The organism is Legionella drozanskii LLAP-1, from assembly GCF_001467585.1.
Classification (GTDB): domain Bacteria; phylum Pseudomonadota; class Gammaproteobacteria; order Legionellales; family Legionellaceae; genus Tatlockia; species Tatlockia drozanskii.
Map to the genome: position 1 here is coordinate 906,078 of NZ_LNXY01000020.1, position 22,079 is coordinate 928,156.

A 22,079-nucleotide genomic window follows, 5' to 3' on the forward strand; every position below is an offset into this window, starting at 1 on the left:
CTAAGGCACGGCAACCAATCGCAGTAAGGAATCGATGAAATCATCGCTGGTCACTCCTTCCGCTTCTGCTTCGAAACTTAATAGAATACGATGACGAAGAACATCATGAGCAATCACATGAATATCTTCCGGTGTGACATAATTGCGACCCGCCAACCAGGCGTGCGCTTTTGAGCAGCGATCCAGCGCAATCGTTGCGCGTGGGCTTGCACCGAAACGTACCCAGCGAGCCAACTCATCGCTATAAACTGCTGGATTTCGCGTAGCAACGACTAGTTGTACCAAATAATTTTCTAAAGCTTCACTGGTGTGAACTTGCAACACCTCCTGCCTTGCATCAAATAAAGTCACTTGACTCAAGGGCTGAATTGCTGCCGCTTGACTTCCTTCACCACCCGCAGCTTCTCGTCGGGCTAAGTTTAAAATGTCATATTCGACCTGCGCATCTGGATAGCCAATGCGGACATACATCAAAAAACGGTCCAACTGGGCTTCTGGTAAGGGATAGGTTCCCTCTTGTTCGATAGGATTCTGTGTTGCCATGACCAAAAATAATTCTGGTAATGGGTAAGTTTTGCCCCCAATCGTCACCTGTCGTTCGGCCATTGCCTCTAGCAAGGCAGATTGCACTTTAGCGGGTGCTCGATTGATTTCATCCGCGAGAATGAGATGATGAAAAATAGGACCGGGTTGAAAAACGAAAGAGCCATTTTCAGGATGATAAATATCCGTGCCAGTCAAATCCCCAGGCAGTAAATCGGGAGTAAATTGAATGCGATGGAAATCACCTTCGACCACAGAAGACAATTCTTTCACAGCACGCGTTTTAGCAAGCCCTGGCGCTCCTTCTACCAACAAATGACCATCTGCAAGTAAAGCGATTAACAAACGTGACACCAATCCTTTTTGTCCAAGAATGCGTCCATTAAGATGCTCACTCAATTGTAAGAGTTGTTGTTGCACTGCTTGCGTTGAACTAAGATCTAACTGCTCCATAAGCTTACCTTGTGCAAAAGAATATTATCCTAACGTGAAACTAAACCAATGCCAAGACGGTTCTGAGTCTGATCCTGCGATTAAATACAAAAATTTGCAAACTAAGTACTCTGAGGTACCCTATCTCTACAATTCATATTTCCAGCGAACTGGTAACAAACTACCCCCAGTTAACATTTTTTGGAGCACTATACATGTCAACTGCAATCGTATGGTTTCGGCAAGATTTACGTTGTCAGGATAATCCTGCCTTAGCGACAGCCTGCGAGCAACATCAATGGGTTATTCCGATCTATATCGCCGGAAAAAATCCTTTGGAATCAGTTGGTGCTGCACAAGGTTGGTGGTTGCATCATAGCTTGTTGGCTTTACAAAAAGAGTTAAAAAAACAGGGCTTGGATTTAGCTCTAAAACATGGACTTCCACTGGTGGTCTTGAAAGAGCTAATCAAAGAATTTCAGGTGGATGCAATTTATTGGAATCGTGGCTATGAACCAACGCGTATTGAGCAGGATAAAATCATTAAATCAGAACTAAAAACACTCGGTTTAACAGTTAAAAGTTTTAATGGTTATTTATTAAATGAGCCTTGGACAGTGAAAAATAAAGCGGGGGAAAATTTTAAAATATTTACCCCTTTCTGGAAGCAATGTTTGCGGCAAATAGAAATTCCCTCGCTAAAAACAATAAAGCATGGGCCCAGATATCCTGCCTTAAAATCTGACCAACTTAGCGATTGGAATTTATTGCCCAGCAGGCCAAATTGGGCTAAAGAATTTGCAGATTACTGGAAGCCAGGCGAAACATCTGCAACTCAAAAACTCAATTTTTTCATCGAAAATCATCTGCAAAATTATAAAAATTATCGTGACGAACCGTTTAGAGTAGCTACGTCTTATTTATCGCCGCATTTACATTTTGGTGAAATTAGCCCCTGGCAAATCTGGCGAGCGATGGAAGAGGCAAAACTGACAAAAAACTATCATTTGGGCTCGATTGAATGTTTTCAGTCCGAATTAGGATGGCGAGAGTTTTCCTATCATCTTCTCTATCATTATCCGAATTTACCACAGCAAAATTTCAGACAAGAATTTGATAATTTTTCTTGGCACAATGATCATCAAAACTTGTTGCGCTGGCAACGCGGTTTAACAGGTTATCCGATCGTGGATGCCGGGATGCGTGAATTATGGCGTACAGGTTATATGCATAATCGCGTTCGCATGATCGTCGCCTCGTTTCTAGTCAAAGATTTGTTGATTGATTGGCGCAAAGGTGCTGAATGGTTTTTGTATACTTTACTCGATGCAGACTTAGCAAGTAACTCTACTAATTGGCAGTGGGTTGCAGGTTCTGGCGTTGATTCTGCACCTTATTTTCGTATTTTTAATCCCGTTCTTCAGGGTGAAAAATTTGACCGTCAAGGAGAATATGTAAGAAAGTGGGTTCCTGAGTTAACATCCCTACCGCTTAAATGGCTGCATAAACCCTGGGAAGCACCCGCGCATGAACTTCCGATCCGTTTAGGCAGCGATTATCCCTACCCCCTTGTTGAGCATAATAGTGCCCGACAACTAGCGCTGGAAAAGTATAAGTCAATTAAATAATCAGCGGATTAAATGTGATTTCTTAGCATTAACTCGTCAGGGTAAGGTGATAAATAACTTTGACCCTCTAAATAGGGTTGTGGATGATTTATTAAATGATGATTAACTAAGGTAAGGGGTACAATTAAAGGTAGTAATCCCTGCCGATAATTATTAATAATTGTCACTAATTCTTGTTTATCATTTTTACTGAGAACTGTTTTAAAATAGCCTAGGCAATGTTGTAAAACATTCGCATGCGTATTCGGTGTCGCAACCAAACTCATAATCTTCATGAAATTATAAATATATTCAGAGGCCAAAACCGACAAATTTTTTTGATTTATTTGACTCACAAACTTACCCAAGTCTCGACTTTTACTAGGTTGATGAGCCATCAAGGTTAACTTATAACGGGTGTGAAACTTAATGAGTGCATTCACTGTAAAATCGGATTCTCTAGTGGTTTGCCAATCATGATAAATAAATAGTCTTTCGATAAAATTTTCACGTAGTTTGGGATCGTTTAATCGGCCTTCTTCTTCAATAGGTAAACAGGGGAATCTTTCTGCAAGCACCTTGGCAAACAGACCTTGTCCTAATTTAGGTGCGACTCCTTTGTCTTGATATACTTTAACTTGCTTCAGACCGCAGGTCGGTGATTGGCTTTTCAGTATATAACCACTAATATTAGTTAGTTGTTTTATTGTCGAATTAGCAAATTCCTGCATTATCTGAGTGTAATCTTGTTGCGGGTTATTCACCTCTACGAGACGGGGTGATTTAGGATTGCCCACCAAACGGATAGCTGCCCTCGGTATGCCTAAACCAATTGCAACCTCAGGACAAATAGGCAGAAAATCAACATAATTGGCAAGAAGCTCACATAAATAACTATTCCGTTTATGTCCTCCATCGAAGCGAACTTTTTCGCCAATAAGACAGGAAGATATTCCAAGTAAAATGCGTCTTTCCATCGTCGTTCCTTTTACTCTAGAAAAAAATACTTCTGCTTTAACGTTTTTCTAGATAATCTTTTTGCAACTCAAGCGGCATTAACTCCTGCAAGCGCTCATAAAGTTCAATAATTTCAACACAAAAAACCAATAATTGCTGCCGATCATCCCATAATTCATAATCAATTCCTTTGCGAAATGCATATTGTCGAGAGAGCATTTTTAGTAAACGGATATCCTGATTGGACAATCCGAGCTCAGAACTTAAGACAAGCAACTCAACGAGATTTTTGTGTTGATTGTTTGTTTTATAGTCATGAAGTAGATAGGCTTTTAAGGTTAACTCAAACGCCGAATACATGAGGGATACAACAGGATCTAAAGTATCAATGACTCCTCGCCCGGAAATAATTATTTCCGCATTATCTTGCAATAAATGCTCGGCACAATAAGCATGTTGAGTCGCAATTTTAATCAATTCTAAAGGCGAATAATATTTTTTATCCATTCACTTACCCAAAAACAAAGACTAGCGGTATAATACTCGTAATCGCTGTTCATTTCATCCGTTCTTAGCGCAGTCAAATGCAATCTTTCTTCAATAGTCCACTATCGATAGGAACATTAAATTTAGCACATCGCCTTATTCAAGGGCCTTTGGCAGGGTTTAGTTGCGCCCCTTTTCGAACCCTATTTGCGCAATTCAGACCCCCGGCTTACTGTGTTTCGGAAATGATTTCGGCCCATGATGTCATTCATAAGCATTCCCTGCATTCACGTTATTTGCATCGTGCTGTCAATGAAAAGCAGCTCTGCTATCAAATTGCGGGAACGAATCCGGTGATTATGGCGCAGGCAGCCACTCGTCTTGAAGCCATTGGGGCTAATTTGATCGACATCAATTGCGGTTGCCCTAAAACCAAAATTCGCAAAAAAGGTGCGGGAAGTGCTTTGCTGGAAAAACCTGAGGAACTCCTGGCGATTGTTAGCGCGGTACGCCAAGCCATTAAGATTCCGCTAACCGTTAAACTCCGTATTCTGGGAAATGAATCTGATTTTAAACTCGCTAAAAGTCTTGAAGAAGCCGGAGCAGACGCATTAATCATCCACGGTAGACGCTGGACCGAGGATTATGATCAAGCCAATAACTGGGAGCAAATAGCGCAAATAAAACAGCAGATAACCATTCCTGTTATTGCCAATGGCGATATTTCTGAGTACCAAAGTTTGCAAGAAGCCTTAAATCAGACCCGCTGTGATGCCTTCATGATTTCTCGTGCAGGAACGGGTAAACCCTGGTTGTATCAAAATTTACTTAACCAAGAAACCATCCAAATTAGTGCAAATGAATCGATTGGTCTTTTTTGCCAACATTTGCAAGGCTTGGCACAGTTAGAAAATGAATATAAGGCCTTATTACAAAGCAAATCGCTTGTCCGTTATTATTTCAGGAACCAGTTAGACGCGAATCAATTACAAGCTTTTTATCGCTTGGACAAACTTGCCCAAGTAGAATCTTGGCTTAGATCATTCTTGACTAAGCTCGATGACAGTGCATAATGCCAACATTGTGTGGATTTATGAAACATAATAGGAAAAATAAATGCCTAAACTCAAAACGATTATCGGCCATGCCTTTTTTATGGGTCGGTGGTTACAATTACCTCTTTATATCGGTCTTTTAGTTATTTTAGCAGCCTATGTTTATCGCTATCTGATTGAATTAGCGCATCTTGTTATCAATATTAATGGTTTTGATGATACCCATATTATGTTGGGAGTCTTAGATCTCATTGATGTGGTCATGATTGCTAATTTGCTCATCATGGTGGTACTTGGCGGTTATGAAACCTTTATCTCGCGCCTTGATTTACATACTCATCCTGATCAACCTGAGTGGTTGGATCATTTAGATGCAGGAGCGATGAAAATTAAACTTGCGCTTGCCTTGATCGGTATTTCTTCCATCCACTTATTAAGGACGTTTATTGATCCGACTAAACAAACTAATTATACGGTCATGTGGCAAGTAGTCATTCATTTGACCTTGCTTGTATCCGTCCTTTCTATTGCTTTTGCGAATCGGTTACTGACAAAAACTCAGGAAGAAAATGAGAGGGTGGCTTGACGGCATTGTTGCGTAGGTGAATTCCGAAGACTATTAACCCGTTCGGGCTGAGGTATCTTCACTTTTTTTTTGAATAATAGTCGAGCCAAATCCAGTGTTTTACTGAACCATTCAGCCTGAGGATGAGCGCCAGCGACGTCTCGAAGGCCTGCCTGAGGTACTCGAAGGGGGGCTTTGCACCAAGGCTTCGAGACAGCGCTACGCGCACCCGAGCATCCTGAGGCTCTCGAAGGACTCAGCCCGAACGGATGGAGCAACACCTATTTTTGCTCAAAAAAAAGTGAAGATCCCCCAGGCCTGCGGCTTCCTCAACCCGAACGGATTACGAACCTTTCTGGCATGTTTTTATCTAGATTTACGAAGAATTCAACCATGCGCAATGACGAAGAAACTAAATACTCCGCCCGCCGTCCACATTGAGAATCTGCCCGGTAATAAAAGGATTTTCCACAAGCGCCAATACCGCTTGCGCAATAAAAGCCGGATCGCCGTGTCGTTTTAGCGGTGTTTTAGCAATAATTTCATTCTGCAATTCCAACGACAGTGCATTCGCTTGCTCGGGCCAAGCAATCGCTCCAGGCGCAATCGCATTAACACGTACCTGTGGAGCAAACTCACGTGCTAAGGCTTTTGTTTGCATGACTAGCGCTGCTTTCGTTTGGCAATAGACAGTGTAATCTTTGAGTGGCCTTTCCGCATGAATATCCGTGAGATTAATAATGGCTCCCTGCTGCTTGGCAAGATAAGGTTGAGCGGCAAGACTTAATAAAAATGGAGCTTTCACGTTAGTCGTGAATAACGCGTCCCAATCGTTCTCTTCAAAATGAGTTAAGGGAGTACGGGTAAAAATAGAAGCATTATTGACCAAAAGATCCAACTGCCCCGCCCAGGCAATAGTCTCAACAATCAAACGCTGAGCTGCCTCGTGAGCACAGAGATCCTGTTGTAAAACAACTGCAGAATCCGGGCGTTGTTGATTGAGCAGCTCTGCTAAATTCTTCGCCTCAGGCGAGGAATGATGACAATGAATAAGCACTTTAAAACCTGCTTGATGCAGTTGTTTGGCGATGGCAGCGCCTATTCGTCGGCTAGCTCCAGTCACTAATGCGACTCTGATCGCTTGTTTATTGGCTTGATTCAAGGTAATGTTCCTCGTTTTATAAATTTTAATCAGTTATGAGTTTATTAAAATCGATTCACACTCAATTAGAGCAAGGCGACCTGCCTTTTGTTGAGTTTATGCAACTGGCGCTCTATGCACCGTATGTTGGCTATTATAGTGCAGGATTACAAAAATTTGGTATTCATGGCGATTTCATCACCGCACCCGAATTAACGCCTCTGTTTGGACAAACACTTGCTCACCAATGCAAAGAATTATTAGAAACGCTGTCATCACCGGTTTTGTTTGAATTCGGCGCTGGTTCAGGGCGTTTATGTGTTGATCTCTTAACCTCGCTAGAGCGCATGTCTTGCTTGCCCCAAACTTATTACATTCTTGAAGTAAGTGCCAATTTACGTCAACGACAGACTGAGTTAATTCAACAAGAAATTCCGCATTTGTTTGATCGCGTCACTTGGCTAGAGCGCTGGCCTGAACAAGCATTCAACGGTGTGATCATTGCCAATGAAGTACTTGATGCCATGCCGGTGCATCGTTTTTTGCAAACGCCAGATAGTATCCAGGAAAGTTTTATTCGTCTGGATGACCAGGGCGAATTAATCGAAGTTTTTAAACCTTGCACTAACCCACGTTTACTCGATTATATCAAAAACAATTTTCCGCAGGAGCAAGTCCCTTATCTTTCTGAAGTTAATTTATTTATCGATGATTGGATCTTGCAGTGTTCTAACATGCTCAATCAAGGGGCGATGTTTATTATTGATTATGGCTTCCCAAGGCATGAGTATTATCACCCGGATCGCAATACCGGTACTTTGATGTGTCACTACCAGCATCATGCGCACGCGAATCCACTCATTCATGTAGGCGAACAAGATATTACCGCTCATGTTGATTTTACTCATGTCGCTGAAGCTGCTTATACCGCTGGCTTTCATATTGCAGGCTATTGCAATCAGGCCTCTTTTTTGCTGGCTAACGGTTTGCTAAGCTTATTGGAAAATGAGGATAATGAGCCTGAGCGTATGAAAACACAGCAAGCGGTAAAACAACTCATTCAACCCAGCGAAATGGGCGAATTGTTTAAGGTGATTGCCCTCACCAAACAGATAGAATCAACCTTAAGTGGTTTTCAATTGCAAGATAAACGAGCGAGTTTATGATAAAAAAATACTTAACTACTGTGGAATTACAAAAAGAGTCGATGAAATTTTCAGCCGGCCACACCACTATATTCTCGGCGACAGAACGCGAGCCTTTGCATGGTCATATGTATGCGGTTTATCTAGCCCTCACAACTTGGGTAGAAGAAAACGGGATGACCTTTGATTATCGCTATTACAAAGAACGAATTCATAAATTATGTCGCTATTTAAATCAAACCTTTTTGATGCCGCAATTTTCACCTTTCTTAGAATACGCTGAAGATGAAAATTATTATTATTTCACTTTTAATCATAAGAAAATACCGTTTCTTAAAGAAGATGTAACCCTCATGCCAGTAACGAATATCACCGTCGAAGAATTGTCGCGTTGGTTTGTTGAGGAGTTAATTAAAGATAAGGCGGAATTAGATCGCCACCGCATTGAAAAAGTCGTGATCAAGGTCTTTTCAGCGCCAGGGCAATCAGCAAGCCACGAATGGCAACGCAGTTGAAAACACGATATAAAATCTGTATTCCCCATACCAATCGCGATTATTTTGACTATCAGGCTGAACATTTAAATCCAAGCATTGGCGCTCGCGTTTGGGTGCCTTTTCGCAATAAAACTCGTTTAGGGATAGTGATTGGTCAACATTCTTCGGAGGATGAAAGGACTGAACTAAAGTCAATCTCTACCGTGATCGACGACCAACCGCTAATCAGCGAAACGCTACTTCATTTGTGCCAATGGGTGAGTAGTTATTATCAATCCCCTTTATCGGAAGTAATCCCTTTAGCCTTACCTAAAAAATATCGTTTAGGAGCCAAGAGAGAATTACCTACCTGTGATTATTATGAATTACTTGCCCCACAAGAGACAGCGCAGAAAAGTCTCGCTCCTCGAGCTAAAAAACAATTAGCACTTATTGATTGTTTAAATCAGCAAGGTTCTCTAAGTAAATCGGCCTTGATGAAAGAAGGTTTTAGTCAGTCGCAATTAAATGCATTACTAGCGCTTAATCTTATTTCAATCACTCAGAAAATTGCCCTCCCAGAACAGCCCAGTCCACCGTCTGACGCCCCATTAGCCTTGAATGAAGAACAAGCTTTTGCTCTGCATAAATTGACGGAACACCTACAGGATTATCACTGTTTTTTACTGCAAGGTGTCACAGGTAGTGGGAAAACTGAAGTTTACTTACAGCTCATTACCCAGGTGTTAGACCAAGGACGGCAAGTGCTGATCTTAGTTCCCGAAATTGGTCTCACGCCGCAATTATTAGCCCGCTTTACTGCACGATTTAGTGAACCGATGGTCGTCATCCACTCTAATTTAAACGAAACAGAGCGACAAGTGGCTTGGCAATTAGCTAACGATAATCTAGTCAAATTAGTGATCGGCACACGCACAGCCGTTTTTACGCCAATGCCTTCTTTGGGTTTAATTATTATCGATGAAGAACATGATGCCTCTTTAAAACAGATGGATGGTGTACGATATTCTGCCCGCGACACGGCATTAATGCGTGCCTATTTAGCTAAGATTCCCATTGTCTTAGGTTCTGCCACCCCCAGTCTGGAGAGTATGCATAACTGTGTTTTGAACAAATACACACTTTTACGCCTTAACCAAAAAGCGTTGGCAACTTCTCCGTTGCGCTACCAACTTCTTGATATTCGCAATGTTAATTTGCAACAGGGCCTAGCCACTAAAAGCTTAACTCTCATTGCTGAACATTTGGCACAGGGAAATCAGGTTTTAGTATTTATCAATCGCCGCGGCTTTGCTCCGGTATTACTTTGTCATCATTGCGGCTGGATGGCTGATTGCCAGGCCTGTGATAGCCATCTTACTTTACATCGCAAATTAGGTAGGCTGGTTTGTCATCATTGCGGAATAATAAAAAAAATTCCTAGCCAATGTCGTTCTTGTCATAATACAGAATTGCTTCCTATCGGTGCAGGCACTCAACGTGTGCATGAGTTTTTACAAACCTATTTTCCCGACACAAATATTCTGCGGATCGATCGCGATGAGGTTAGAAAGAAGAATGAACTCGACCATCACCTAGAACGAATTAATAAAGGTGAAGCACAATTAATTGTCGGTACCCAAATGTTGGCCAAGGGTCACCATTTTCCACGTTTAACTTTGGTGGTCGTGCTGGATACCGATGCTGGTTTTTATAATCAAGATTTTCGCGCGCTGGAGCGCTTAGGACAACTTTTAACACAGGTTTCGGGGCGCGCGGGCCGGGCACAACATGCCGGGCAAGTGCTTATTCAAACTCATATTCCTAACCACCCCTTACTCAATCTGCTGATTCAACAAGGTTATGATGCTTTTGCCAAAGCGTTACTGGCGATGCGTCAACATGCCGAATTACCGCCCTATCATTTTTTAGCCGTCATTCGTGCGCAAGACAAACTCCCCTCTAAAGTGCTGCATTTTCTTCATACCAGCAAAGAACAATTGGAAACAGAAGGAATCCGAGTACTCGGACCCGCACCAGCTCCATTGGCTCGCAAAGCCGACCAACATCGCATGCAATTATTAGTCAAATCCTCCTCACGTAAAGTACTGCATCATGCACTGACGAAGCTCAGGCTCTGGTTGACAATGAACAAATTAAGCAATAATGTTCGCTGGAATGTGGATATCGACCCGATGGATTTATCATGACAACAACTAAAAAAATGGCCGTTCATCAAAAAGTCTTTTCGATTGAATGGGGTGATATGGATGCTTTAGGCCATGTGAACAATGGTCGCTATTTCGACTATTTTCAACAAGCGCGAATAGAATGGTTGGAAAGTATTAATTTAGTTCTGCAACAAGGTCAAGGTACAGGCCCAGTGGTCATTCACGTTGGTTGCACTTTTTTAAAGCCTATTATTTATCCGGCTACGCTTAAATTGACAAGTTCTTTGCACAGCCTTGGTCGCTCTAGTATGGTTATTGATCATGATATTTATCAAGATGATGAATTGATGACGCAGGGGACGAGTAAAATAGTATGGGTAGATTATAACAAGAACCAATCGGTCCCTTTGCCTGAAAGTCTTAGAAAATTAATTGAGCCGTTAGTGTAAGTTGGGCCTTGGCCTGCGGGATCTTCACTTTTTTTGAACAAAAATTGGTGCTGCTCCAATCAGTAGCTCGATCCGTTCGGGCTGAGTCCTTCCAGAGCCTCAGGATGCTCGGGTGCGCGTAGCGTTGTCTCAAAGCCTTGGTGCAAAGCGCACCCTTCGAGTGTGCCCCAGGACAGGCCTTCGAGACGTCGCTGGCGCTCCTCCTCAGGCTGAACGGTTCAGTAAAACACTTGATTTGGCTCGAAATAGGATTCAAAAAAAAGTGCCAATACCGCAGGGACTTCTTGGCCCAACGCTTCTTATTCGATATTTTCTTTCTCAACTTCCGTTTTACGAGATATACCCAATTTTTCTTTTAATCGAGCAACAGCATCGGGATCAAATTGACGAGTGCTCTTGTGCTTCACAACCACCGAAGCAACTCTTGCTTGTGGAGGGACGTTTTGCGCACTGTAGGCTGGTGCCCGCTCCGGATAAGAAAAACTCATTTCCGAACTATTTTGAGAATGATTCGCTGGATTTGATACTCTCGTGCCTTGGCCTGGCATTTTACTTGCTAGATTTTTACGCGCATTACGTGCACTTTTTTCAACGCGTTTTTTAATTTTAAGCGCAGCTTTCTCAGCCTCTTCTTCAGTAACCATCTCAACTGGATCACCTTTTAAATCGATCCGCATTTCTCTCGCTTTAAGGCAAGTTAAATAATCAATACGACGAGTAAATAACACTACCGCTTCGCGGAGTTTACTCTTTGATACTCCTGCTTCTAATGCTTGATCGGAGTAAGCTAGAATATCTTGCATAATGCCTGTTTTAAGTGGTCGAATTCGTAAGCTATTATCAAATATTAGTGGAAAAGCGCCTGCTAACCATGATAAAGCGTCGTTACGAGCTTTTTTAGATTTATTTCTTTGTGCTTTATTAATTACAGCTGTACGCGGATGAAGCTCTTGTCTTCTCATGCTACTACCCTTGTTTGATAACTTTTACCTATAGCAAGAACAACCCCCGCTTAAAAGGATTGTTAAAAATAGTGCGGGCTGTGGTTGCTATATTGGAAATAAATTTCCGTCTACAAAATGCGCATACAATGTACAGCGTTTACCTTTGATTTGCAAGCCCTGAATTCAATGATTGCAACGCAAAGAAAAGGTTAAGAATTTTTTCGAGTTCGCCATTTTAAAATGAATGAGTGTATACTTTATTTAAGTCAATCTGAGGGTAACTTGCCGATGGTTAAACTTTTTTTTATGGCATTATTAGCAATTTTTTTCCCATGGTTAGCCCTGTTAATCGAGGATAATCCAGGCGGCGCTCTTGTTGCTTTAATCATGCAAGCTACTATTATTGGTTGGTTTCCAGCAAGCATCTGGGCTTGGCGAACTATTCGTGATGCGAATAAAATCCAATTTGCAGAAAAAAGAAGAATAAAAGAAGCTAAAAAGGCAGCTAAAAAAGCAGCGAGAGAAGCAGCGCAAGCAGCGGAAAAAGAGGCCCTCGCAAAATCAAAAGAAACTAAAAAAGACATCGAATAAATCTCTGTCCATTTCTAATTTGGAGCTACTATGCAAACGCGAGTAATCGTTAATGGTGCGCAAGGCAAAATGGGAGCACTTGCTTGCGCAACAATTCAAAATCATCCCGAGTTTAAACTTGTAAGTGCTCTAGGTAGGGACGACAATTTACGCCAAGCTATTTCAACCACCGAAGCCGAAATTGTTGTAGACCTTACTCGTGCGGATTGCGTTTTTGACAACAGCTTAGCCATTATTGAGAGCGGAGCTCATCCCGTTATCGGAACTAGTGGCTTGCTTGATGAACAAATTCAAGTCCTTAAAGATAAGTGCGAGGCACAAAAGTTAGGCGGAATTATTGCGCCTAATTTCTCAATTGCTGCGGTCTTAATGATGCGTTTTGCTGCTGAAGCGGCAAGACTTTTACCTGAAGTTGAAATTATAGAAACTCATCATCAACAAAAATTAGATGCCCCCTCCGGTACAGCGATGAAGACTGCAGAAATGATCGCCAAAGCAAGAACCGTCCCAAATAATGAGCTGGCTTTGCATGAATTGGTACCTGGGGCACGAGGCGGCACCCATCAGGGAATCAAGATCCATTCAATACGTTTGCCTGGCTTCATTGCGAATCAACAAGTTATCTTTGGTACTCATGGAGAAACCTTGACGATAACTCACAATAGTATCGATAGAGCCTCTTTTATGCCCGGTGTTATTCTTGCCTGCCAACGAGTATTAGGGCTTGATAAGCTCTATTATGGTTTAGAGAATTTACTTGGCGTTTAGTGAATCGAACCGTAGCCGAGCTAAGGTTGCTTTGGCCTCCCATGAAGCCTAACTCGAACCCCTCTTTGAAAGCGAGGGGAACCAGGCTCCATCAGGTTAGGCCTAAGCACTATTAGCTATTCACCACTTTGATATGACTATTATTGTATTCAAAGGCTTCGATTTTAATTTCATCCAATATTTTAAGAATCTCAGGCAAGATCTCATTCGGGTCCGGTGCTGCATTAAGTTCTAAAATACAATCATAAACTCTTTGCGTAGGATTATATCTATCCGATTTTTCTTTTGGACGTATAGCAATGTCCGAATAGATGTTCGCTAAAATAGATGCTCTCTCGGCCCTATCCTTACGTGTATCCATATGACCTTGCATTTGCCCAATTCCATCGGGTCCTGACTTAAAAAAGCTCGTCACGTAGGAAATATTAGCTTGCCAATATTTCTTTTCTTCCAGTACAAGTCCTAGACGACTAAGTAATTCTAGTTGGTTTTCATCCGATAATTTTAGGGCTTGCATGATAAATTTTGAAAAGCCGGGTTTGATTAAGTTGAGCGCATTACCAATCTCCGCCACCTCATTATTCGATGCCAAAATATTGGATATCTCTATAGCGCGAGGATTTTTTACTCGTTCCTTAATCGCTGTCACGATATCGCCGGGCCAATAAGAATCGGCTGTTTTCGTGCCTGAGCAACCTTCAGCATTTTTATCGGCGCCCGCAAAACCATGACCCCAGACAAAAATATCTGCAGCAATGGTAACAAATTTTTTACGCTTTTCGCCTAAATCAGAATAACTTGGCCATTCGCCATATCTATCTCGATAGACCAGCGCTGAAATGGTATGACAACGGACAACCCAGTCTCTATCTTTGCAACTGACACAACCACCACAAGTTGTTGCGCCAAACTTAGGCCCCAATAAACGTTCATAGGTACTCAAGAACAGTTCTCTGCCATTGTAATCCCGAAAAGTTGCAGTACCATAACTGGAATTGAGTAAACTTCTATACTCGCGCGCGAGATGAGCCAAGTCTTGTCGTTCTTGCTTATAAGCTGAGTAACTTTCAACATCCGACTCTTTGCGATTTAGGATATATAAATGCCTAACGAGTACTTGTTGCCAATTTGGCAATGGCCCAAACTTTTCAAGATTTGCTCTGAGAAATACAATTAATTTGCCTTTAATTTGGCTTTCATCAAGCGGTGATTTCTTCAAATCAGAAAACGCAGCTTCGACCAACTCTTGTATTTGAGACTCATCCCAAAGACCTTCTAACTCAGGAAGTTGATTCAATAAAGCAAATGATTCTGCCATTTTCAAAATATTAAGGCAGTTTGGATTATCAGAAGTGGTGTAATCATATAGTTTTGCCATGTTAAGAGCATGGTTTGTCGGAATAATTGTTGCATCTTTGGTTTTAGATACCCACTTCAATACTTCCTGTCGTTCCTGTTCAAGATCATAATCTGGCTGGTTACCTCGAACGGGGCTAATTAGAGTTTGAAATAAAAAGAAATTACCATATTGGAGAAGGGTGTCCATATTGCGATGAGTATGGGCATCCAAAACTTGCTTGGGTTTTTTTAACTCAGTTCGAGGTACTAGGTGAGCAAAAGCATAACTTGGCTCATGCTTTTGCAGCGTTTCGCCCTGAGAATTAAGAATAAACGAGTTTAATCTACGAAAATTCGCAAATCCAGGAAGGCGGCGCAGTCGGCTAGGAATAAATGCAACTGCATCAGCAATGGTACCACCTGGTTTCATAATTGCGCGACGTATATTTTCTTTTAGAAAACACTGTTCATAATTTTCTAAGGTTAAAAACCAATAGGGTAATTTTCTTAAATTCGCCACATCTTTAGCAAACTTTTCGGAGCTTTCCGAACCAATATGAGCAAAGGTTTCTTCTAATCTTTCAATGCGGGACTCAAAATCCGTCATAGTGCTATTGTCTGCAGGGAACAACGCTTTAATAAACATTTGTTGATCAGAATTTATAAATGAATACCAAGCAGGCATTCGCTGCTCTTTAACAATCCCTGCCAAATCTTGCTGCAGCGTCGTGGTAGTACCCAATTCTTCTGATTTAGCCGTGACTAATTGCTTAAGAAATCGTTGTTGCTCAAGGGATAAAGCGGTAAACCAAGTGGGTAACTTCACATTATCTCTAATCGACTTAAGCGACTGTTGGAAAACCTCTGAGTGTGATTTTTTGGCTTCATAGAGAGCTTTGATTGCTGGCCAAGTCTTTAATTGAAAATTATTTAATTGAAATTTTAAATCCGAAATTGAAATATGGAGATTCTCGATAGAATGAAAATAAATTTGTTGCTCCCGGGGTAGCTGACGGAACCACTCTGGGGTAATTTTGATAGGATTTTTATCGATGACTTCTAATTCAGCAAGCGTTTCTTTAGAACAGGGAGGAAGTTGCTCATCCCACAACATTACAAGATCTTTTGCACTGTGGATATCCATCTGCATGAGGGTTACGATGTCATACCCCCCTTTGCTCATAATGACATATTCTTCTGCTGTATTTAATAATTCGCTCGCTATTAATTCATCACTATCTAGCCCTTTTTCACCTTCCAGCGGTGCGATTTGAGATTCTATCTTCTTTACTGTTTCAGAATATTTTAAATCGCAATGATCAACTAAACCACCGATTAAAAGAGCCGTATATTGCGAGAGAATTTTTTGATAGGTACTAATGTCCGCCTCAGCAGGTAAGGCACACTGAGTCTTGCACCATAAAAGATATTTCTTAAGCAGTTGCAGATCTGAGCCGGATTTCAGTGGTGTGGTTTCCAAAACAAAATTAAACGCTTGGTATAATATCTCGATGCGTTTCTTATATATATTCTGCAGGTTGGGTGAATCACTACAGCGTTCTGTCGTAATTTCTTCTACCCCCAAAATGAGTTTTAGATTAGCTAGTAACTCTTCTGTAATTTCAATCTTTTCAGCTACACGAACTATTTTTTTTATTGGCATGACGACAATCCTTTGGTTGCATAGGGTATTTATTATTCAATAAATTCTTTCACGAAACAATTTTTATATTCAATATACTTTTCGAATAAAATCAAAACCTAAGTTTGTCCTTAAATTGATATTTCATTCTGATAAAAGGTTCGTGCTACACTAATATCCCCCTAATCTCTACGGATGGTAAAAGGATGATAAGAGTGAAAAAAGGAGATTACATAGGATATTCTGATTCTGGCATTGATGAAGCTATCGAGAATGCATTGCGGCAAGCCGGCGAACATGCATACTTTGAAGTCATTGAAACACGAGGTTCACAAATCGGAGAAAACAAACGGCATTACCAAGCCACAATTACCGCGTTCTTAGATTAATAAATTGAGTTGATTCTCGTCATCTTCTGGCTTCACCGGATGCTTAAGAACAAAGATAGAACGCAGGGATCCGCCAGTCAAACTGGAGGATGAGCAATAAGGACTTAACTTAATGGTAGTGGCGCCTAGCTTGTCGCAAAATTAGTGCAATTACCAATAACCACGCTACAGGGAGTCGATAATGGGTTATACAGTTCCGCATTATATTAATGGTGAAAAATTTGACACTACCAGCGCAAATTCTCATACGATTTACAATCCAGCACAGGGGGAAGCCATTGGCAAAGTCAATTTTGCAGATAAAAGCGTTTGTGACAAAACAATCGCTGCGGCTAAAGCAGCCTTCCCGGCCTGGGCGGAAACAGCGCCTATCAAACGCGCAAGAATTTTATTTAAATTTAGAGATTTGTTAGAAAAATATCAGACCGACCTAGCCCAACTAGTCACTAAAGAACATGGTAAAACGCTGGAAGATGCCAAAGGCTCTATTGCGCGAGCTATTGAGGTGGTTGAGTTTCATTGCGGTTTGGTGAATCAATTGCAAGGCAGCTTTTCTGCAGATGTGACAACGCACATTGATTGCCATACCATTCGCCAACCCTTGGGTATCTGTGCAGGAGTCTCCCCATTTAACTTTCCAGTCATGGTTCCTGTATGGATGATCATTCCTGCTATCGCCTGCGGTAATACCTTCATATTGAAACCGTCTGAACAAGATCCCTCTGCGCCAGTTCGTCTGCTTGAATTATTAACCGAAGCAGGCTTGCCTGCTGGCGTCGCCAATTGTCTACAAGGCGATAAGACGACGGTCGAGTATTTATTAGCGCACCCAGATATTAGCGCCTTCACAGCCGTTGCTTCCACTCCCGTCGCGAAAGCCATTTACACCAGCGCAACAGCTCATGGCAAACGCGCCCATACTTTCGGCGGCGCTAAAAATCATTCCATTATTATGCCCGATGCTGATTTGGATCAAGCCGCTAATGCCATTGTTGGCGCTGCTTTTGGTTCGGCTGGAGAACGTTGTATGGCTATTTCTGCTGTCGTGGCGGTGGGCGACCAAACAGCCGATCGATTTATAGAAAAATTAGTTCCGCTGGTCAAAGCGATTCGTGTTGATGCAGGCGAAATTGCCGAAACTGATATGGGTCCACTCATCAGCGCTGCTCATCGAGAACGTGTTCTTGCAGCTATCAATCAAGGCGAAAATGAGGGTGCCAAGCTGGTCGTTGATGGTCGCTCATTTAAACACGCTAAACACCCGCAAGGATATTTTGTTGGTCCCACATTATTCGATCAAGTCCAAGAATCGATGTCGATTTATCAAAATGAAATTTTTGGCCCGGTACTAGTGGTGCTCCGCGTCGATAATTTTGACGAGGCTTTATCGTTAGTCAATCGTCATCAATACGGCAACGGTACTGCTATTTTCACACGTGATGGTTACAGCGCCCGCGAATACACCCAGCGTGTACAAGTAGGTATGGTTGGCGTGAATATACCTATTCCCGTGCCCATTGCTAACCATCCTTTTGGTGGTTGGAAAAATTCAGCATTTGGCGATACTAATATGCATGGATTAGAAAGCATCAATTTTTATACACGCCGCAAAACAGTAACCAGTAAATGGCCGGTCACTCAATTAACTCAGAATGCTTTTGTTATGCCAACCAATGACTAACGAAATTCTCGATAAAAATTGAACTTAGCCTTATTTACAGATGAAGGAGAACAAGGATGGCACGCATAGGATTCGTGGGCCTCGGACACATGGGCTTGCCTATGGCGATTAATTTAGTGAAAGCAGGGCATCAAGTAACCGGCTTTGATTTACAAGCACAGGCAGTAAAAACACTGGCGAATGCCGGTGGTTTCGCTGCCAACCAGTTAGCTGATGCAGCGAGAAACCAAGATGCGTTTATAACGATGTTGCAAACTGGGGAGCAAGTACGCCAAGTTTGCTTGAGCGAGAATGGGCTTTTTAGCAACGCTGCGGCCAATCAATTATACATTGATTGTTCTTCGATTGATGTCCAAACCAGTAGGGAACTCCATCATCAAGCCGCGCAAAGACAACTTTCTGTTGTGGATGCCCCAGTCTCGGGCGGTGTCGCGGGGGCTGCGGCAGCGACCTTGACCATTATGGTCGGCGGCGATGAGAAATCCTTTGCACAAGCCAAACCGCTGCTCAGCACCATAGGCAAAACCATTATTCATACCGGTTCAGCAGGTAGCGGTCAAGCGGCCAAAATTTGTAATAATATGATTTTAGGAGTATCGATGATTGCAATTTCAGAAGCCTTCATCCTTGCAGAACATCTCGGTTTATCCGCGGAAAATTTATTTGAAGTAGTTAGTAATTCTTCAGGTCAGTGTTGGGCTATGACCAAGTATACCCCAGTGCCAGGAATTCTCCCCGACGTTCCGGCTAACAATCACTATCAACCTGGTTTTACTGCGGCAATGATGCTTAAAGATCTGCGCCTGAGCCAAAATTCGGCGGCCACGGTAGGTGTTGAAACGCCCATGGGTGCTCTGGCAACAGCACTTTATCAGCAATTCAATGAGGCAGGCCAAGAGCAATTAGATTTTTCAGCAATCATCAAAGCAATTGCTAATGAATAGGTGCCTTATGAATCAGCAATTAGATCCTCAGGAAATTAATCAACAAACAATTGAGCAATTTTGGTCCAAAACTGCTAGCCTCTATGTCGATTGGCTTAAGCCTTGGAAAACAGTTTTACAAGGAAGCTTTGCAACCGCGGATGTGCAATGGTTTAGTGGAGGAAAGTTAAATGTCAGTGCAAACTGTATCGATAAACATCTTCCTCACAAGGCAAATCACCCTGCAATTATCTGGGAAGGTGACGAAGAAAATGAGCAGCGAACTTTAACTTTTGCAGAGCTACACCAGGAAGTTTGCCGTATCGCCAATGTATTAAAATCATTAGGAATTCGCAAAGGAGATACGGTGGGGATTTACCTCCCGATGATTCCCGAAGCCGCAATTGCCATGCTTGCCTGTGCACGTATCGGGGCGATACACACCGTTGTTTTTGCTGGCTTTTCAGCCAACGCATTACGACAACGCTTACAAGCAGCGGACTGTAAACTATTAATTACTGCGGATGGGTATCAACGCGGTGGCCAATTTTTTCAACTTAAACGACAAGCTGATGAAGCCGAAAAAAGTTTAGATATACCCATGTTGGTTGTCAAACATAGCGACGCCGCTATTTCATTTGATCCTCAATCCAATTATTGGTGGCATGAACTAAAGCAAGAGGCCAGCACGGATTGCAAACCCGAGCCTATGGATGCGGAAGATCCTTTTTTTATTTTATATACTTCGGGAAGCACTGGGCTGCCTAAAGGCGTTGTTCATACGACCGGTGGGTATTTAGTGCAAGTTGCCTATACTCAGGATCATATTTTTAACTGCAGTAGTGAAGAAGTCTTTTGGTGTACAGCCGATGTAGGCTGGATAACTGGGCATAGCTATGTAGTTTATGGTCCTTTATGTAACGGAACCACCACCCTTATGTTTGCCGGTGTTCCTAATTGGCCTGATCCTTCACGCTGCTGGAAGATAATTGATAAATATAAGGTCAATGTTTTTTACACCGCACCTACCGCCATTCGTGCATTGAAGCGCGAAGGCAATGCCTGGTTGGCAACGACTTCTCGCAACTCGCTGCGTTTATTGGGGAGCGTGGGCGAACCCATTAATCCCGAAGTATGGCAATGGTATAGGGAACACATTGGCCTAAATCGTACCCCTATCGTGGATACCTGGTGGCAAACTGAGACCGGCGCAGTTATGATTTGCCCGCAAGATGATCTAAATTTGGCCAAACCAGGCGCAGCTTGCAAACCCTTACCTGGAATTTATCCTGTTCTTCTTGATGATCAAGGGCATGAAATAAGAGGTGCGGCTGAAGGAAAATTAGCCATTAAATACCCTTGGCCCTCGGTTGCAAGAACGATAGCCGGTGATCATCAACGCTATCGCGAGACTTATCTGCTGAATGATTATTACATAACCGGCGATGGAGCTCGTCGTGATAAAGAGGGTGATTATTGGATTACTGGCCGTATTGATGATGTGATCAATGTTTCGGGACACCGACTAGGCACCGCCGAAATTGAAAGCGCACTGATTCTTCATCCAAAAGTCGCTGAGGCCGCCATAGTGGGCGTACCTCATGCCATAAAAGGACAAGGAATTCATGCTTTCATCTGTTTAAAAAATGGTATTCAGCCTGATCTAAAATTAAAAGAAGAATTACTAGAGACGGTAAAAAACAATATTGGCAGTATCGCAAAACCGGATATCATTCAGTGGGTAACCGATCTACCTAAAACCCGCTCAGGTAAAATCATGCGACGGATTTTGCGAAAAATTGCTGAGCAGGAAGACATACAACTTAATGAGCTTGGCGATTTATCAACACTGGCCAATCCTCAGACGGTTGACATCATTATAAAAGAAAAGCAAAAGTAGCCACTGTCTTGAAAAGACAATGGCTACCCATTGGAGACAGTCTCAAAAACTTGGCGAACTAACTTTGCAAAAAAATGAAGCAAAAATCGAAAATTTGCTGACTCTTTGTACATAAACAGATACAATCTGACGCCATACCGAACAAACCCTGCATTTTGCTATACCAGAGGATTAACGACAGATGACATCTCAGAGAAAATCTCGACTCATCATTGGCATAAGCGGTGCCTCGGGTATTATCTATGGGGTTCGTTTATTGGAATGTCTTAAAGAGTTTGAGATTGAAACCCATTTAATTGTGTCCAAAGCGGCCCAACAAACTCGCGCTTTAGAAACTCAGCTATCAGCAACTCAACTCAATAACTTAGCGGACAAATATTACAATATAAATGATATCGCTGCCTGTCTATCGAGTGGCTCTTATAAAACCTTAGGTATGATTATCGCTCCTTGCTCCATGCGCACTTTAGCGGACATTGCCTCAGGTAGTTCCGATACGCTATTAACTCGTGCAGCCGATGTGGTACTCAAAGAAAGACGCCGCCTTATTTTGATGGTCAGAGAATCTCCACTTCATCTCGGGCATTTAAAAAACATGGTGGCAGTTACTGAAATGGGCGCGATCATCGCCCCCCCTGTTCCTGCATTTTACAATAATCCCCAATCTATCGATGATCTTGTCAATCATAGCGTGGGTAGAATTTTAGATTTATTGGATATTGACCTTGGGGTTGTCCGTCGTTGGGGCGAAGACACTGATACTTCACAATAGGTTCATTGGCTTGATAAGTTTCTTTTCGGGCGATAATTCAAAACTTAGATTTTCTTGCTTTGACGAGAGAATTAAATCGTGCACATTCCATTTTGGAATCTCTA

20 protein-coding genes are annotated in these 22,079 nt (G+C 42.2%); 14 read left to right on the forward strand and 6 right to left on the reverse strand.

Features of this window, described 5'->3' with window-relative positions:
* A complete protein-coding gene (locus Ldro_RS08385; protein ID WP_058495939.1) occupies positions 1-996 on the reverse strand; it encodes an AAA family ATPase in 996 nt (331 codons plus the stop codon).
* A gap of 194 nt (positions 997-1,190) precedes the next feature.
* Between Ldro_RS08385 and Ldro_RS08390 the strand changes: the two genes are divergently transcribed.
* Positions 1,191-2,603, forward strand: a complete 1,413-nt coding sequence (locus tag Ldro_RS08390; protein ID WP_058495940.1) for a cryptochrome/photolyase family protein — start codon at positions 1,191-1,193, stop codon at positions 2,601-2,603.
* Positions 2,604-2,611: 8 nt separating this feature from the next.
* Here the strand turns inward: Ldro_RS08390 and Ldro_RS08395 are convergent, their stop codons facing one another.
* Positions 2,612-3,559 carry a YbgA family protein gene (locus tag Ldro_RS08395; protein ID WP_058495941.1) on the reverse strand — a complete coding sequence of 316 codons (948 nt, stop codon included), beginning with the start codon at positions 3,557-3,559 and terminating at the stop codon, positions 2,612-2,614.
* A gap of 37 nt (positions 3,560-3,596) precedes the next feature.
* Positions 3,597-4,046, reverse strand: a complete 450-nt coding sequence (locus tag Ldro_RS08400) for a hypothetical protein (RefSeq protein WP_058495942.1) — start codon at positions 4,044-4,046, stop codon at positions 3,597-3,599.
* A 77-nt stretch (positions 4,047-4,123) separates the two neighbouring features.
* Here Ldro_RS08400 and Ldro_RS08405 point away from each other — a divergent pair, with 77 nt between their 5' ends.
* Together Ldro_RS08405 and Ldro_RS08410 are read left to right on the forward strand one after the other, a co-directional pair.
* Positions 4,124-5,098: a tRNA dihydrouridine synthase gene (locus Ldro_RS08405; protein WP_058495943.1), complete on the forward strand. Its 975-nt coding sequence runs from the start codon at positions 4,124-4,126 to the stop codon at positions 5,096-5,098.
* A gap of 43 nt (positions 5,099-5,141) precedes the next feature.
* On the forward strand, positions 5,142-5,666 hold the full coding sequence (locus Ldro_RS08410; protein WP_058495944.1) for a TIGR00645 family protein: 525 nt from the start codon (positions 5,142-5,144) through the stop codon (positions 5,664-5,666).
* A 391-nt stretch (positions 5,667-6,057) separates the two neighbouring features.
* Here Ldro_RS08410 and Ldro_RS08415 read toward each other — a convergent pair whose 3' ends face one another.
* The gene (locus Ldro_RS08415) at positions 6,058-6,807 is read right to left on the reverse strand and encodes a pteridine reductase (RefSeq protein WP_058495945.1); all 750 of its coding nucleotides are present in this window, start codon (positions 6,805-6,807) and stop codon (positions 6,058-6,060) included.
* 35 nt (positions 6,808-6,842) lie between these two features.
* Between Ldro_RS08415 and Ldro_RS08420 the strand changes: the two genes are divergently transcribed.
* Genes Ldro_RS08420 through Ldro_RS08435 form a run of 4 tightly spaced genes read left to right on the forward strand, consistent with a single transcriptional unit; the run spans position 6,843 to position 11,027 of the window.
* Positions 6,843-7,952, forward strand: coding sequence for a class I SAM-dependent methyltransferase (locus Ldro_RS08420; protein ID WP_058495946.1), 1,110 nt, complete (start codon positions 6,843-6,845; stop codon positions 7,950-7,952).
* Positions 7,952-8,446 carry a 6-pyruvoyl trahydropterin synthase family protein gene (locus Ldro_RS08425; RefSeq protein WP_131764260.1) on the forward strand — a complete coding sequence of 165 codons (495 nt, stop codon included), beginning with the start codon at positions 7,952-7,954 and terminating at the stop codon, positions 8,444-8,446. The genes Ldro_RS08420 and Ldro_RS08425 overlap by 1 nt, the downstream gene beginning before the upstream one ends.
* Positions 8,443-10,617 (forward strand): primosomal protein N', encoded by a 2,175-nt coding sequence (locus Ldro_RS08430; protein WP_193786645.1) that lies wholly within the window; start codon positions 8,443-8,445, stop codon positions 10,615-10,617. The genes Ldro_RS08425 and Ldro_RS08430 overlap by 4 nt, the downstream gene beginning before the upstream one ends.
* Positions 10,614-11,027: an acyl-CoA thioesterase gene (locus Ldro_RS08435; RefSeq protein WP_058495949.1), complete on the forward strand. Its 414-nt coding sequence runs from the start codon at positions 10,614-10,616 to the stop codon at positions 11,025-11,027. Before Ldro_RS08430 ends, Ldro_RS08435 begins: the two co-directional genes overlap by 4 nt.
* Before the next feature lie 299 nt (positions 11,028-11,326).
* Here the strand turns inward: Ldro_RS08435 and Ldro_RS08440 are convergent, their stop codons facing one another.
* Positions 11,327-11,989, reverse strand: a complete 663-nt coding sequence (locus Ldro_RS08440; RefSeq protein WP_058495950.1) for a ProQ/FinO family protein — start codon at positions 11,987-11,989, stop codon at positions 11,327-11,329.
* A 270-nt stretch (positions 11,990-12,259) separates the two neighbouring features.
* On the opposite strand from Ldro_RS08440, the gene Ldro_RS17000 reads away from it, so the two are divergent.
* The gene (locus Ldro_RS17000) at positions 12,260-12,562 is read left to right on the forward strand and encodes a YqaE/Pmp3 family membrane protein (RefSeq protein WP_131764248.1); all 303 of its coding nucleotides are present in this window, start codon (positions 12,260-12,262) and stop codon (positions 12,560-12,562) included.
* 30 nt (positions 12,563-12,592) lie between these two features.
* Positions 12,593-13,330 carry a 4-hydroxy-tetrahydrodipicolinate reductase gene (dapB, locus tag Ldro_RS08450; RefSeq protein ID WP_058495952.1) on the forward strand — a complete coding sequence of 246 codons (738 nt, stop codon included), beginning with the start codon at positions 12,593-12,595 and terminating at the stop codon, positions 13,328-13,330.
* Between the two features lie 112 nt (positions 13,331-13,442).
* Here the strand turns inward: dapB and Ldro_RS08455 are convergent, their stop codons facing one another.
* Positions 13,443-16,331, reverse strand: a complete 2,889-nt coding sequence (locus Ldro_RS08455) for a hypothetical protein (protein WP_058495953.1) — start codon at positions 16,329-16,331, stop codon at positions 13,443-13,445.
* Between the two features lie 185 nt (positions 16,332-16,516).
* On the opposite strand from Ldro_RS08455, the gene Ldro_RS16325 reads away from it, so the two are divergent.
* The 5 genes from Ldro_RS16325 (at position 16,517) to Ldro_RS08475 (ending at position 21,975) form a co-directional block, all read left to right on the forward strand.
* Complete coding sequence (locus Ldro_RS16325) at positions 16,517-16,699, forward strand: dodecin domain-containing protein (RefSeq protein WP_131764249.1); 183 nt, start codon at positions 16,517-16,519, stop codon at positions 16,697-16,699.
* 181 nt (positions 16,700-16,880) lie between these two features.
* On the forward strand, positions 16,881-18,380 hold the full coding sequence (locus Ldro_RS08460; RefSeq protein ID WP_058495954.1) for a CoA-acylating methylmalonate-semialdehyde dehydrogenase: 1,500 nt from the start codon (positions 16,881-16,883) through the stop codon (positions 18,378-18,380).
* 56 nt (positions 18,381-18,436) lie between these two features.
* Positions 18,437-19,324 (forward strand): 3-hydroxyisobutyrate dehydrogenase, encoded by an 888-nt coding sequence (gene mmsB / locus Ldro_RS08465; protein WP_058495955.1) that lies wholly within the window; start codon positions 18,437-18,439, stop codon positions 19,322-19,324.
* A gap of 7 nt (positions 19,325-19,331) precedes the next feature.
* Complete coding sequence (gene acs / locus Ldro_RS08470; protein ID WP_131764250.1) at positions 19,332-21,203, forward strand: acetate--CoA ligase; 1,872 nt, start codon at positions 19,332-19,334, stop codon at positions 21,201-21,203.
* Between the two features lie 181 nt (positions 21,204-21,384).
* Entirely contained in the window at positions 21,385-21,975 is a 591-nt protein-coding gene (locus Ldro_RS08475; RefSeq protein ID WP_058495957.1) for a UbiX family flavin prenyltransferase, read from the forward strand.
* The last annotated feature ends 104 nt before the right edge of the window (positions 21,976-22,079 follow it).

Bases quoted from the DNA above. Each gene is read 5' to 3' on its own strand.
- Ldro_RS08385 (WP_058495939.1), bottom strand. From the start codon at position 996: ATGGAGCAGTTAGATCTTAGTTCAACGCAAGCAGTGCAACAACAACTC.
- Ldro_RS08390 (WP_058495940.1), top strand. From the start codon at position 1,191: ATGTCAACTGCAATCGTATGGTTTCGGCAAGATTTACGTTGTCAGGAT.
- Ldro_RS08395 (WP_058495941.1), bottom strand. From the start codon at position 3,559: ATGGAAAGACGCATTTTACTTGGAATATCTTCCTGTCTTATTGGCGAA.
- Ldro_RS08400 (WP_058495942.1), bottom strand. From the start codon at position 4,046: ATGGATAAAAAATATTATTCGCCTTTAGAATTGATTAAAATTGCGACT.
- Ldro_RS08405 (WP_058495943.1), top strand. From the start codon at position 4,124: ATGCAATCTTTCTTCAATAGTCCACTATCGATAGGAACATTAAATTTA.
- Ldro_RS08410 (WP_058495944.1), top strand. From the start codon at position 5,142: ATGCCTAAACTCAAAACGATTATCGGCCATGCCTTTTTTATGGGTCGG.
- Ldro_RS08420 (WP_058495946.1), top strand. From the start codon at position 6,843: ATGAGTTTATTAAAATCGATTCACACTCAATTAGAGCAAGGCGACCTG.
- Ldro_RS08435 (WP_058495949.1), top strand. From the start codon at position 10,614: ATGACAACAACTAAAAAAATGGCCGTTCATCAAAAAGTCTTTTCGATT.
- Ldro_RS08440 (WP_058495950.1), bottom strand. From the start codon at position 11,989: ATGAGAAGACAAGAGCTTCATCCGCGTACAGCTGTAATTAATAAAGCA.
- Ldro_RS17000 (WP_131764248.1), top strand. From the start codon at position 12,260: ATGGTTAAACTTTTTTTTATGGCATTATTAGCAATTTTTTTCCCATGG.
- dapB (WP_058495952.1), top strand. From the start codon at position 12,593: ATGCAAACGCGAGTAATCGTTAATGGTGCGCAAGGCAAAATGGGAGCA.
- Ldro_RS08455 (WP_058495953.1), bottom strand. From the start codon at position 16,331: ATGCCAATAAAAAAAATAGTTCGTGTAGCTGAAAAGATTGAAATTACA.
- Ldro_RS16325 (WP_131764249.1), top strand. From the start codon at position 16,517: ATGATAAGAGTGAAAAAAGGAGATTACATAGGATATTCTGATTCTGGC.
- Ldro_RS08460 (WP_058495954.1), top strand. From the start codon at position 16,881: ATGGGTTATACAGTTCCGCATTATATTAATGGTGAAAAATTTGACACT.
- mmsB (WP_058495955.1), top strand. From the start codon at position 18,437: ATGGCACGCATAGGATTCGTGGGCCTCGGACACATGGGCTTGCCTATG.
- acs (WP_131764250.1), top strand. From the start codon at position 19,332: ATGAATCAGCAATTAGATCCTCAGGAAATTAATCAACAAACAATTGAG.
- Ldro_RS08475 (WP_058495957.1), top strand. From the start codon at position 21,385: ATGACATCTCAGAGAAAATCTCGACTCATCATTGGCATAAGCGGTGCC.